Below are 12241 nucleotides of genomic sequence, written 5' to 3'. Positions count from 1 at the left end.
CTCCTCGACGTTAAGCCTTGATTGCCGGTTTAACAATTACGTCACTATTGATTGCGCCTGGTACTGCACCTTTAATTAATAAAAGGTTACGTTCAGCATCAACACGTACAATATCTAAGTTTTGAACAGTTACACGTTCATTACCTAGGTGACCTGCCATTTTACGACCTTTGAACACTTTACCTGGAGTTTGGTTTTGACCAATTGAGCCATGACCACGGTGTGCCAAAGAGTTACCATGAGTAGCATCTTGAGTACGGAAATTCCAACGTTTAGTTACGCCAGCAAAACCTTTACCTTTAGATGTTCCAGTAACATCAACTTTTTTAACGTCTGTAAAAATATCAACGTTAATGCTTTGACCTACAGTGTATTCGCCTTCTTCAAAACGGAATTCCCATAGACCACGACCAGCTTCAACGCCAGCCTTAGCGAAATGACCTGCTTCAGGTTTGTTTACACGGCTTGCTTTTTTGCTGCCAGTAGTAACCTGAATAGCTTGATAACCATCATTTTCAAGTGTTTTAACTTGAGTAATGCGGTTGCTTTGAACTTCAACTACGGTGACAGGAATAGAAACACCCTCTTCGGTGAAGATTCGTGTCATTCCTACTTTACGACCGATTAAACCAATCATTGTTTCGACCTCTCAATCATTCAGCTTAGGATTAACCTAAACTGATCTGCACATCAACACCGGCAGCAAGATCTAGACGCATTAAAGCATCAACTGTTTTTTCAGTTGGCTCAACAATATCAACTAGACGTTTATGAGTACGAATCTCATATTGATCACGCGCATCTTTATTAACATGCGGAGAAATCAATACTGTGAAACGCTCTTTGCGTGTCGGTAATGGAATAGGACCACGAACTTGTGCGCCTGTGCGCTTCGCAGTTTCTACAATTTCAGCAGTTGATTGATCAATCAAACGATGATCAAACGCTTTTAACCGGATACGGATTCTTTGGTTCGACATGAGACCAGAGCTCCACTATTTAAAAGTTATAACAAAAGATTACTCCTCTTGCCCTGTTTCGATTGACAGGAGAGTGTAATCCGTTCTTTTCGTAATTCCCAAATCGGGAATGTTGTTGATATAATTCAATATTTTTACATAAAGATTATATCTTCTTACGCATTTGCTTACATAAAGACAATAAACAAAGTGGCGGGATTATACCCTGATAGTTAATTAACATCAAGTATTAATTATCATATAGATAGAGAAAATCTGATAATTGATAGTTGCAAAAAAAATTAAGAAATGGAGTTTTTTTAATTAGACTATTTTGCCATTAAAGGTAGTCGATTACTGAGCTTCTTTGATATATATAATATAGATATTTTTTCGAAATCTAGATATTGAGAGTATCATCAGTCACTTAAGTTTAACCACTTAAGTGACTATATGACTCAATACATTACTGTTATTTAATATTGCAATAACTCATCGCAATTTCAGAAGCTAATTTTGCATTATTAAAGACAAGATTAATATTTGCTTCTAAACTATCACCACCGGTTAACTCAACCACTTTAGCTAACAAGAATGGGGTAGTTTCTTTACCTTTAATTCCTTGCTCAACTGATTCTTTTAAGGCTTTTTCAATTGCTGCTGAAATTAACTCTTCATCCATTGCATATTGTGTTGGAATAGGATTAGCAACCACGACTCCACCATTTAAGCCTAAATCCCATTTTACTTTAATCATTTCAGCTATCTGTTTTGCACTATCTAGTTTAACACTAACATCAAATGGGCTAGTTCGACTAAAGAATGACGGTAGTTTTTCAGTTTGATAACCAACCACAGGAACGCCAAATGTTTCTAGATATTCCATAGTTAAGCCTAAGTCTAAAATTGATTTAGCACCAGCGCAAACAACGGCAACACTGGTATTGGCAAGTTCTTGAAGATCGGCAGAAATATCAAATGTATGTTCTGCCCCACGATGAACACCTCCTAATCCACCAGTTGCAAACACACGTATACCAGCTAATTCAGCGATAATCATGGTTGCAGCGACAGTAGTTGCACCATTTTGTTTATTGGCAACAACTACTGGTAAATCTCGACGACTCACTTTAGTTACATTTAATCCTTCTTTACCCAGAATCGTTATCTCTTCTTTTGACAAACCCGCTTTTAAACGACCATTAATTACCGCAATAGTGGCAGGTATCGCGCCATTTTGTCTGACAATTTCTTCTACTTTTAATGCTGTTTCAACATTTTGTGGATAAGGCATGCCATGTGAAATAATGGTAGATTCTAAAGCCACAACCGGTTGATTATTTTCAAGCGCTTGTTTAACTTCAGGTGAAATATCAAGATATTGATTATATTTAGACACATTGTTCATGAAAGGGACTCCAAAATATTTTGAACACAATTAATTGATAAATTAGGATTATTAGTGAATTCAGATGATAATGTTAATGCTGAACAAGCTTGGCCAAATCTCACACTTTGATAAAAGCTAAGCCCATCCAAATAACCTTGTACCAGTCCTGCCAGCATAGCATCTCCAGCGCCAGTAACACTGATAATATCTGTTGGAATTGGGGCAGACCAACCACGGTCACCATTGATTTCACTATAATAAACACCATCAGCCCCAGCACTAATTGCGATCCGTTGCACGCCTTGCTGATGGAACCAGTCAACTACTTTAGGAATATCATCATTGGTCGTGATTTTTATCCCACTTAAAATCTCTGCCTCTAGTCGATTAGGTTTTAAAGTATGAATATATGACAACCAATTTTTAATCTTGTGAGATTTAAATGCAGATACCGTATCAACAAAAATAGGTACTGTTCCAGCATTGTTAAACAACCAAGTCAATGCATCTTGTTGTAAATTACAGTCAATAATTAGTAATTTAGCATGTTGAATTAGCTGTTTGGATTCATTTAATAAACTTGGCGTTAGCTTGTTAATAATATCCATATCATTAATAGCAATCACCATTTCGCCTGATTGATCAAGCAGAGAGAGGTAGGTTGAAGTAGAATCGCCATTTATCACATGGCAATGATCCATATTAACACCCGCTTTTCGAGTATGTTCAATAAGCTGAGCACCATAAAAATCATCACCAATCATTGAAACAAGATAGGTATCAAGTCCTAAAAGCGCTAAATTTTCAGCTATATTTCGCCCCACACCACCAGGTGTACAACGAATTTTACCGGGGTTAGAATCTTGATAAACCAATTTTTTATCTGAATATCCAGTAACATCCATATTACAAGAGCCAACGACAACCACATGATTATTTTCAGATAAAAGATAACCTTTGCCTTTTATGTAACCTTTTTGAGTCAATGTCATTATGTAACCTGCTACACTTGAACGGGTAATGCCTAACATTTCAGCAATTACATGTTGTTGAATGAAAGGATCTTGGCGAATAATCGTAAGGATCTGCTTTTCTCTTTGATTCATAAACACCTGTTTATTTTTAAGCACATGTTTAGTCTTTGACTATAGCAGAATCATGACCAAGTTAAAAGCAAGCAAGTACACTTGATAGCTGAAATGTGATAATTATCACAAGAAAAAGTTGAGAGATGAGGTTTTTAAACAAAATTATGTCGCCATAAAGGCGACTGATTAATGATCTTCTTTGGCGTGATTAAGGCTATATCTTGGAATTTCGACTTCAAGATCTTCATCGGCTACTCGAGCTTGGCAACTCAAACGACTATGTGGTTCAACGCCCCAAGCTTTATCTAGCATATCATCTTCTTGTTCATCACTTTCTTCAAGTGAGTCAAATCCTTTTCGAACAATACAATGACAAGTTGAACATGCACAAGACATTTCACAAGCATGTTCTATTTCGATGTCATTGCGCAAAGCAACTTCTAAAATGGATTCGCCTTCTTCTGCCTCTACAGTTTTTCCTTCAGGGCAAAGATCGGCATTTGGTAAAAAGGTAATTTTTGGCATAATAATCTCATTGGTTAAATATCATCAACGCTATGCCCAGTTAAGGCATCACGTATTGATCTATTCATACGTTTAGCAGCAAAGGTTTGTGTTGCGTTATCAATAATCTTTATTTGCTGCTCAATCAAAGAACAATCATTAGATTCAGTGGCTTGCCGTAATTGATGTTTAGCTTTTAAGATGAGATTAAGTTCCTCTTCATCTAATAAATCGGCATCTTTATCTAAAGCGGTTTGCAATGTTTCAAGTACTCTAGCCGCTTCCACCTTCTGCTCAGCAAGCATTCTTATTTGTTTATCTTGATTTGCATAATTGATTGAATCTTGAATCATGGTTGCAATTTCATTTTCGGTTAGTCCATAAGATGGTTTAACTTGTATTGCAGCCTCAACCCCGGTCGATTTTTCCATCGCCGTGACACTCAATAAACCATCAGCATCGACTTGAAAAGTAACTCGAATATGCGCACCACCTGCAGGCATAGGCGGAATACCTCTTAAAGTAAATTTTGCTAATGATCGGCAATCAACAACGCTTTCACGTTCACCTTGTAAAACATGAATCATCATCGCCGTTTGGCCATCTTTAAATGTGGTAAACTCTTGTGCTCTAGCGCATGGAATGGTGCTATTACGAGGAATAATTTTTTCAACTAATTCCCCCATTGTTTCAATGCCTAAAGATAAAGGTATAACATCTAGCAATAACATGTCTGAATCAGGTTTATTGCCAACCAGTATATCCGCCTGTATTGCGGCACCAATGGCAACAACTTTATCTGGATCAATCGAGGTTAAAGGTTCAGTTTTGAAATAACGACCAACTAATTGTCTTACTAATGGCACTCGGGTTGAACCACCGACCATCACAACTTCACTAACTTCATCAAAATCAATTTGCGCATCTTTCAATGCTCGGCGACAAACTGCCAATGTTCGTTTAACTAAAGGTTCAATTAAGTCTTCAAATTGTTTACGAGTTATTGTTAAAGACTGCCCTTCTATATTAACTAAAGCAGAATCTTGCTGACTTAGTACAATTTTGATTTTAACCGCTTCATCGATAATTTTTTGGTTTATATGGGGATCTGTATTGTTTTCTAAACCTAATTGTTTTTTTAAATAATCCGCTAGCAGTTGGTCAAAATCATCACCGCCAAGGGCTGAATCGCCACCGGTTGCTAAAACTTCGAACACTCCTTTATGTAAGCGCAAAATAGAGATATCAAACGTACCACCACCTAAATCATAAACAGCAATCACACCTTCTTTGCCTGAATCTAAACCATAAGCGATTGCGGCAGCGGTTGGTTCATTCAATAATCTTAAAACGTACAGTCCAGCTAATTTAGCCGCATCTTTAGTTGCTTGCCTTTGCGCATCATCAAAATAGGCTGGTACGGTTATTACCGCCCCATCAATTTCACTTCCTAAGCTCAGCTTAGCGCGATCGGCTAAAGCAATCAAAATTTCAGATGAAACTTGTATAGGATTAACCTGTTGATTAGGTAAATTTAATAAAGGTACACCATTATCAGTCTGTGAAAAAGTATAAGGGAAACGAGTAAGATCAATATCAGATAAACTTCTACCCATTAAGCGTTTTATTGAACTAACAGTATTTAATGGATCGCTTGCCGCATTGATTTTAGCATTTTTACCAACAGTTATAATCGTATTATCATCATGGTCAACACCATAATGCACAACTGAAGGTAATAAAGCATCGCCTTCTAAATTAAGCAAAACTTCGCATTTTCCACTGCGCACGGTCGCGACTAAAGAATTAGTTGTGCCAAGATCAATGCCAATAGCCACACGACGCTGATGAGGTTCTGGTGTTTGTCCTGGTTCACTAATCTGTAATAATACCATTTGATCTATCTCTAATTGATGTGTTACTTAATCTTAAATTATAAAGCAAATTGCTTTTCTTGTAACTTTTCGATCTGTTCAATCAACCTAGCCAGATAGCGGATTTTATAGATTTGATTAAGTGCGGCTTGCCAATTTTGTTGTGAAATATAGTCCAATAATTGTTGATAGACCTGTTTTTTTCGTTGTGAAATTTCAGAATGAAAATCATCTAAAAGTTCAACATTATTTTGGTTTTCAATATCGTCCAATTTTTCTCGCAAACTAAATTGTTCCATTAAAAAATCGGCATCGTGAATAATATTTTGTTCGGTAGCGACATCAAAACCTTGTAAAGATAACAAATATTCAGCCGCTTTTATCGGATTTTTTAGCGTTTGATAACCATCATTGATCATTGCCGATTTTTGAATAATTGACACTTTTTCATTATCAGTTGCCTGAGCAAAATTATCAGGATGATATTGCCGTTGCAATTGTTGATAGTTGACCGTTAACTGACCACTATCAATTGGCAATTTAATCGGTAATTGAAATAGTTCAAAATAATTAGTCACAATTCATATCCTAATTAAACATTAAAGCTTTCGCCACAACCACATTCATTGCTAGCGTTAGGGTTATTGAATTTAAAGCCTTCATTTAGACCTTCTTTGACAAAATCAAGCTCTGTTCCATCAATATAAACTAAGCTCTTTTTGTCAACGATAACTTTGACATCTTTATCTTCAAAAACACTATCATCATCATTAATAATATCAGCAAATTCTAATACATAAGCCATTCCAGAACAGCCAGAAGTTTTAACACCTAAGCGAAGCCCAACACCTTTACCTCTGTTAGCTAAAAAGGCCTGAACTCGATTTGCTGCGCTATCAGTTAATGTAATTGCCATTAACGTTGTCCTTTTTTGGTTTTATAGTCATCAATTGCTGCTTTGATGGCGTCTTCAGCTAAAATTGAACAATGAATTTTAACCGGAGGTAAAGCTAATTCTTTTGCTATATCAGTATTTTTGATTGCTTCAGCTTCATCTAATGATTTACCTTTAATCCACTCAGTCACTAATGAACTTGAGGCAATTGCACTACCGCAGCCATAAGTTTTAAATTTGGCATCTTCAATAATGCCATCATCATTAACTTTGATTTGCAATCGCATTACATCACCACACGCTGGCGCTCCAACCATTCCACTACCAACATTCGGATCATTCTGGTCGAAAGAACCAACATTGCGCGGGTTTTCATAATGATCAACGACTTTTTCACTGTATGCCATAACTTGCTCCTAATTTTAATGGGCTGACCACTTAATCTTAGTTAAATCAACACCATCTTTAAACATTTCCCAAAGTGGTGAAAGCTCTCTTAATTTACCGATAGAATCTTTAATTAACTTAATCACATAATCGACTTCCTCTTCGGTACTAAATCGTCCAAATGAGAATCGAATTGAGCTATGTGCTAGTTCATCGTTAAGTCCTAATGCTCGTAATACATAAGATGGTTCTAAACTTGCAGATGTACATGCTGAACCTGACGATACAGCTAAATCTTTTAAAGCCATCATAAGTGATTCACCTTCAATATAAGCGAAGCTTACATTTAATATATTAGGGACACTATGTTCTAAAGAACCATTAAGATAAACTTCTTCGATATCTTTTAAACCATTCCATAAACGGTTTTTTAAAGCCAAAAGACGCGGCATTTCGGTAGCCATTTCTTCTTTAGCTAAGCGATAAGCTTCACCCATACCTACGATTTGATGAACCGGTAGCGTACCAGAACGCATACCACGTTCATGTCCACCGCCATGCATTTGCGCTTCAATACGCACGCGTGGTTTACGCCTAACATAAAGTCCGCCAATTCCTTTTGGTCCATAAATCTTATGGCCAGAAAATGACATTAGATCGACTTTTAATTTAGACAGATCAATCGGTAACTTACCGACGCTCTGGGTTGCATCAACATGAAATACAATACCTCTTTCACGGCACATCTCACCGATTTTTTCGATATCTTGAATAACGCCGGTTTCATTATTAACATGCATAATCGATACCACAGTTGTATCACTACGCATCGCCGCGGCAAGTTTATCAAGGTCAATAATACCATCAGATTCAGGCGCTAAATAAGTTACCTCATAGCCTTCTCGTTCTAATTGACGACAAGTATCAAGAACAGCTTTATGTTCCGTTTTGCAGGTAATAATATGTTTACCTTTAGCATGATTAAAATGTGCGGCCCCTTTAATGGCTAAGTTATCAGCTTCTGTCGCGCCTGATGTAAAAACAATCTCACGTGAATCGGCACCAATTAAATCAGCGATTTGGTTACGTGCTATGTCAACAGCTTCTTCTGCTTGCCAACCAAATTTATGGGAACGTGAAGCGGGATTACCAAAAACACCATCCGATGTTAAATATTGCATCATTTTTTCCGCTACTCTTGGATCTACAGGGGTGGTGGCTGCATAATCCATATAGATAGGCAATTTCATTAATTACTCCCAATTACAAATTCTGTATTTTATTTCTTTAGTTGATTCTGTTGTGGTGGAGATGACTTTGTCGATCAGCTACGGTTCTCACTTCTTGGTGATTAACTAATTCGCTTAAAGTGATACTGGTCAAAAAATCATTGATTCGTTCACTTAAATCATTCCATAAACTATGAGTAAGGCATCTTACACCTTTTTGACATCCAGTATGTCCATGGCACTTGGTTGCGTGAACTGTTTCATTAACCGCTTTAACAATTGAACTAATCGCAATTTGATCCATACTACGACCAAGTACATAACCGCCACCAGGACCTCTAACACTCGAAACTAAACCATTTTTACGCAATCGAGAAAATAGTTGTTCTAAATAAGATAGTGAGATTTCCTGACGTTCAGAAATATCAGCAAGTGATACAGGGCCAGATGCTGAATGCAAAGCTACATCTAACATAGCTGTAACTGCATAACGCCCTTTTGATGTCAATTTCATTACTCATTCCCCTATATTTAATAGTCAATATTTTATATATCCTTCAATTTTAGTCAAGTATTTACTTGACTATTTTAGTGGGAATTAAGTTATTAGTTCTTCATCGACGAAATATAAGCAAATATGCTAATCTATTAAGCTGATTTGATAAAGGAGTTAAGCAATGAATTTAGTAATACGTTGGTGTTTGATATTAAGTACTTTATTAGCAAATAGTGTATTTGCAGACCCATCGCAAAATGATTGGCGACAAAATTATCAAAAATGGCAAAACACTTATCAATCATTAAGTTTTGATGAACAACAGGCATTACTAAAACAATTGAAGAATTACCCACTTTACCCTTATGCTGCTGTACAATTTTTTCAAACTAATATTAAAAAGGTATCACCACAATCAGTGAGTGAATTTGTAAAAAAATATGATGACTTTCCGTTAACTTCATCGTTAACCCAAGCTTATTTGACAGAACTAACTAATCGTCAAGATTGGAACGCAATTATCTCTTTCCCTAAAGACAATTCCATTATCGCTAATTGTCGATATCAATATGCCAAATTACAATATAATAATGATAAATCGGCGTTAGACAATGTCGAATCCCTATGGTTAACGGGAAATGAGTTACCTTCAGACTGTGATCCATTATTAGATATATGGTCAAAAAATGGAAAACGCACGTCAAATCTTATTTTGTTACGTATTGAACTTGCTCTTGAAAACAATAATGTAAAACTAGCACGTCATTTAACCAGTTTATTAGATGATAATTATCAAACCACCAAAAACTATTTGCTAGCCGTTTTTAATGATCCACGCAAACTTGAACAATTTTCGCAAAATATTAATACTAGCACCTTTACGAAAAAAATTGTGTTAGCATCTTACCCTCGCTTAGTCAAAGCAGACAAAAATTTTGCGGCAGCATTGCTACCTCAACTGATTAAAAAACAGAATTTAACTGATGAAGAGCAGAATAGATTACAAAGTAGCTTAGCGAATAGCTATTTTAGTGATTCTGTGACAAAAGAACAAAGCAAATGGCGAGATAATTATCTAGCCAAAAGTCATGACACCCCATTAGTTGAAAAACGTATTCGTTTAGCTATTGATGCCAATAAATACCAAGACATTGCGTATTGGATAACACAATTATCCCCAGAAGACCAATTAAAAGAAGAGTGGCAATACTGGCATGCACGAGTATTACTCAATAACAAGAAAACCAATGAAGCAAAGAAAATCCTAAAATCGTTAGCCAATAAACGTGGTTTTTATGGAATGGTTAGTGCTCAAACACTCAATCAACCTTACAAAATTAATAATTTATCTAAAAAACTACCAACTGGCGAACTAAGTTCTTTAAAAAACAAATATGACCAACAACCATTTGTTATTAGAATTAAAGAGTTGAGATTTTTAGGTCTATTAGCTGAATCAAAACAAGAGTGGCGCTATAGACTAAATAACCAAACACAAAAAAGCGAATATTTAGATTTAGCTAAATATGCTTATCATAAAGGTTGGGGCGATCTTAGTATTCAAGCAACAATATCTGGCAAATTATGGGATAATTGGACAGAACGGCTACCTATCATGTACAAAAACTTATATAATGACGCTTTAAAAGATAAAGCGATCCCATTATCTTATGCTTTAGCTATTACACGGCAAGAAAGTGCATTTGACACTACAGTAAAATCTCCTGTTGGTGCCAGTGGTTTAATGCAATTAATGCCAGCAACCGCTAAAGATACAGCCAAAAAGGTCAACAATATTACCTATTATTCACCTAAACAACTATTAGAGCCAATAACTAATGTACATTTAGGCACTTATTATCTAAACAACGTTTATTTACAAAATGACAATAATCGTATTTTATCTTCTGCAGCCTATAATGCCGGCCCAAACCGAGTAAAAAAATGGTTGAATAATAGTAATGGAAAACTTGATGCCGTCGCATTTATTGAAAGTATTCCTTTTAATGAAACCCGAAACTATGTCAAAAGTGTTTTAGTATATGACCATATTTATCAGCAAATTTTAGGTGAAAAGAAACCTCATATACTGACAAAAAACGAATTTAATAGACAATACTAATGGTACATTACATGAAAACTAAAGAATGGAACCAAACGGTTGAAATATTACACCAAGCTTTTAATAACGGCTATTCATTAGATATATTAAAACTACTTATGACAGCCGATGAACGTGATGCTTTAATCACAAGAGTCAAAATTGTGCGCTCATTACTTGACGGTTCAATTAATCAGCGCCAACTTAAAGATCAACTAAAAATCGGTATTGCCACTGTCACCCGAGGATCAAATAGTTTAAAGGAAGCAACACCAGAATTTAAAGTGTGGTTGGAAAACATTCTATTGAAATCAGATAAATAAAATAATAGTCAATATTTATAAAAACTAGTTAAAGTAGACTATAACAAGTTTGACTGGATATTGACTTCATCATCTGCAACCACAGGAACACAATAATCGCATTCCATAGTATGAATATCTTTAAAACATTTAATCGTATCATCATGATGATTATGATGAATCTCAATTAAACAGCTTGAGGTGCGTAACCGAACTTTCAATGCTGGCATTGCAGCTAAATGGACTTGAGAAATAAAATCACTGAAATTTTCTAGCGAACCGATATATTTAAAACAAAGATATAAACCACCTTCATTAACAATTGGTTCAATATGCTCAAGATTATTATTGTGCTCTAAAGCAATTGTATATAAAAGTTCTTGTTCATTAGCATTATCTTTACTTTTTAAAATACGACTAAAAGCAAAGATTTTGTCTGGCAAACTGTTACTATTATGCTCATAATGAGATAGATAATTATGAAAAAATTGTGATCGTAATTTATTTTCTTCATCTAAGATTTGGCTCAAATTACAATTGTTCTTATATGAAATTCCCCAAAAGGTTTGCTTAGGCATATTAACAAATTTAGGTTCAGGTAAAGAAAGCCGATTTTTATTTAATTCAATGGCAGGGGTTAAGCCGGTTGGATCCCAAAGTTCACCGCGACGATAGCTTGCAGGTGTTTCATTAAATTGCTTTTTAAAAGATCGGGTAAAAGTTTGTTGTGAATCAAAACGATATTGCATAGCAATATCTAAAATAGGTTTACTTGTCATTCGCAAAGATAATGCCGCATAAGTTAATCTGCGGTGACGAATATAAGTACCAAGTACTTGTCCTGTTACTTCTTTAAACATCCGTTGTAAATGCCACTTTGAATAACCTGATTTTTGAGCAACATTATCAATAGATAAAGGCTGCTCCAAATTTTTTTCAATCCAAACGATAAGATCTGAAATAATACTAACTTGATTCATAAAACCCCATCATAAAGTGAATTGGCAGACATCATG

At 35.6% G+C, this 12241-nt stretch carries 14 protein-coding genes; 2 read left to right on the top strand and 12 right to left on the bottom strand.

What is annotated here, in order from left to right; translation table 11 throughout:
* Positions 1–10 precede the first annotated feature (10 nt).
* From rplC to iscR, 11 genes are all read right to left on the bottom strand, one after another.
* Complete coding sequence (gene rplC / locus DKK79_RS00810) at positions 11–637, bottom strand: 50S ribosomal protein L3 (protein ID WP_034884715.1); 627 nt, start codon at positions 635–637, stop codon at positions 11–13.
* Positions 638–668: 31 nt separating this feature from the next.
* A complete protein-coding gene (rpsJ, locus tag DKK79_RS00805) occupies positions 669–980 on the bottom strand; it encodes a 30S ribosomal protein S10 (protein WP_006120582.1) in 312 nt (103 codons plus the stop codon).
* Between the two features lie 451 nt (positions 981–1431).
* A complete protein-coding gene (locus DKK79_RS00800; protein ID WP_034884716.1) occupies positions 1432–2367 on the bottom strand; it encodes a pseudouridine-5'-phosphate glycosidase in 936 nt (311 codons plus the stop codon).
* Positions 2364–3455 carry a PfkB family carbohydrate kinase gene (locus DKK79_RS00795; RefSeq protein ID WP_110422458.1) on the bottom strand — a complete coding sequence of 364 codons (1092 nt, stop codon included), beginning with the start codon at positions 3453–3455 and terminating at the stop codon, positions 2364–2366. The genes DKK79_RS00800 and DKK79_RS00795 overlap by 4 nt, the downstream gene beginning before the upstream one ends.
* A 168-nt stretch (positions 3456–3623) precedes the next feature.
* Positions 3624–3962 (bottom strand): ISC system 2Fe-2S type ferredoxin, encoded by a 339-nt coding sequence (fdx, locus tag DKK79_RS00790; protein ID WP_034884110.1) that lies wholly within the window; start codon positions 3960–3962, stop codon positions 3624–3626.
* 14 nt (positions 3963–3976) lie between these two features.
* Positions 3977–5836, bottom strand: a complete 1860-nt coding sequence (gene hscA, locus DKK79_RS00785) for a Fe-S protein assembly chaperone HscA (RefSeq protein WP_110422457.1) — start codon at positions 5834–5836, stop codon at positions 3977–3979.
* A 38-nt stretch (positions 5837–5874) separates the two neighbouring features.
* On the bottom strand, positions 5875–6393 hold the full coding sequence (gene hscB, locus DKK79_RS00780; RefSeq protein ID WP_181415207.1) for a co-chaperone HscB: 519 nt from the start codon (positions 6391–6393) through the stop codon (positions 5875–5877).
* Positions 6394–6407: 14 nt separating this feature from the next.
* Positions 6408–6731: an iron-sulfur cluster assembly protein IscA gene (gene iscA, locus DKK79_RS00775; RefSeq protein ID WP_065577888.1), complete on the bottom strand. Its 324-nt coding sequence runs from the start codon at positions 6729–6731 to the stop codon at positions 6408–6410.
* Positions 6731–7117 (bottom strand): Fe-S cluster assembly scaffold IscU, encoded by a 387-nt coding sequence (iscU, locus tag DKK79_RS00770; protein ID WP_034884104.1) that lies wholly within the window; start codon positions 7115–7117, stop codon positions 6731–6733. The genes iscA and iscU overlap by 1 nt, the downstream gene beginning before the upstream one ends.
* Before the next feature lie 15 nt (positions 7118–7132).
* Positions 7133–8347 (bottom strand): IscS subfamily cysteine desulfurase, encoded by a 1215-nt coding sequence (locus tag DKK79_RS00765; protein WP_110422455.1) that lies wholly within the window; start codon positions 8345–8347, stop codon positions 7133–7135.
* A 37-nt stretch (positions 8348–8384) separates the two neighbouring features.
* Complete coding sequence (gene iscR, locus DKK79_RS00760; RefSeq protein ID WP_110422454.1) at positions 8385–8840, bottom strand: Fe-S cluster assembly transcriptional regulator IscR; 456 nt, start codon at positions 8838–8840, stop codon at positions 8385–8387.
* 163 nt (positions 8841–9003) lie between these two features.
* On the opposite strand from iscR, the gene sltY reads away from it, so the two are divergent.
* Both sltY and trpR read left to right on the top strand, forming a co-directional pair.
* The gene (gene sltY / locus DKK79_RS00755) at positions 9004–10944 is read left to right on the top strand and encodes a murein transglycosylase (RefSeq protein WP_110422453.1); all 1941 of its coding nucleotides are present in this window, start codon (positions 9004–9006) and stop codon (positions 10942–10944) included.
* 11 nt (positions 10945–10955) lie between these two features.
* On the top strand, positions 10956–11246 hold the full coding sequence (gene trpR / locus DKK79_RS00750) for a trp operon repressor (protein ID WP_220018960.1): 291 nt from the start codon (positions 10956–10958) through the stop codon (positions 11244–11246).
* Positions 11247–11284: 38 nt separating this feature from the next.
* Here the strand turns inward: trpR and robA are convergent, their stop codons facing one another.
* Entirely contained in the window at positions 11285–12205 is a 921-nt protein-coding gene (gene robA, locus DKK79_RS00745) for an MDR efflux pump AcrAB transcriptional activator RobA (protein ID WP_110422451.1), read from the bottom strand.
* Positions 12206–12241: the final 36 nt, after the last annotated feature.

It is taken from the genome of Gilliamella apicola, from assembly GCF_003202915.1.
GTDB classification, from domain to species: Bacteria; Pseudomonadota; Gammaproteobacteria; order Enterobacterales; family Orbaceae; genus Gilliamella; species Gilliamella apicola_Q.
Note: the sequence above shows the minus strand (reverse complement) of the source record. Positions and strands in the feature narration are given on the sequence as shown.

Coding starts and splice junctions, on each gene's coding strand:
- trpR (WP_220018960.1), top strand. CDS start 10,956: ATGAAAACTAAAGAATGGAACCAAACGGTTGAAATATTACACCAAGCT.
- sltY (WP_110422453.1), top strand. CDS start 9,004: ATGAATTTAGTAATACGTTGGTGTTTGATATTAAGTACTTTATTAGCA.
- rpsJ (WP_006120582.1), bottom strand. CDS start 980: ATGTCGAACCAAAGAATCCGTATCCGGTTAAAAGCGTTTGATCATCGT.
- DKK79_RS00795 (WP_110422458.1), bottom strand. CDS start 3,455: ATGAATCAAAGAGAAAAGCAGATCCTTACGATTATTCGCCAAGATCCT.
- hscA (WP_110422457.1), bottom strand. CDS start 5,836: ATGGTATTATTACAGATTAGTGAACCAGGACAAACACCAGAACCTCAT.
- robA (WP_110422451.1), bottom strand. CDS start 12,205: ATGAATCAAGTTAGTATTATTTCAGATCTTATCGTTTGGATTGAAAAA.
- iscA (WP_065577888.1), bottom strand. CDS start 6,731: ATGGCAATTACATTAACTGATAGCGCAGCAAATCGAGTTCAGGCCTTT.
- fdx (WP_034884110.1), bottom strand. CDS start 3,962: ATGCCAAAAATTACCTTTTTACCAAATGCCGATCTTTGCCCTGAAGGA.
- DKK79_RS00800 (WP_034884716.1), bottom strand. CDS start 2,367: ATGAACAATGTGTCTAAATATAATCAATATCTTGATATTTCACCTGAA.
- iscU (WP_034884104.1), bottom strand. CDS start 7,117: ATGGCATACAGTGAAAAAGTCGTTGATCATTATGAAAACCCGCGCAAT.
- iscR (WP_110422454.1), bottom strand. CDS start 8,840: ATGAAATTGACATCAAAAGGGCGTTATGCAGTTACAGCTATGTTAGAT.
- DKK79_RS00765 (WP_110422455.1), bottom strand. CDS start 8,347: ATGAAATTGCCTATCTATATGGATTATGCAGCCACCACCCCTGTAGAT.
- rplC (WP_034884715.1), bottom strand. CDS start 637: ATGATTGGTTTAATCGGTCGTAAAGTAGGAATGACACGAATCTTCACC.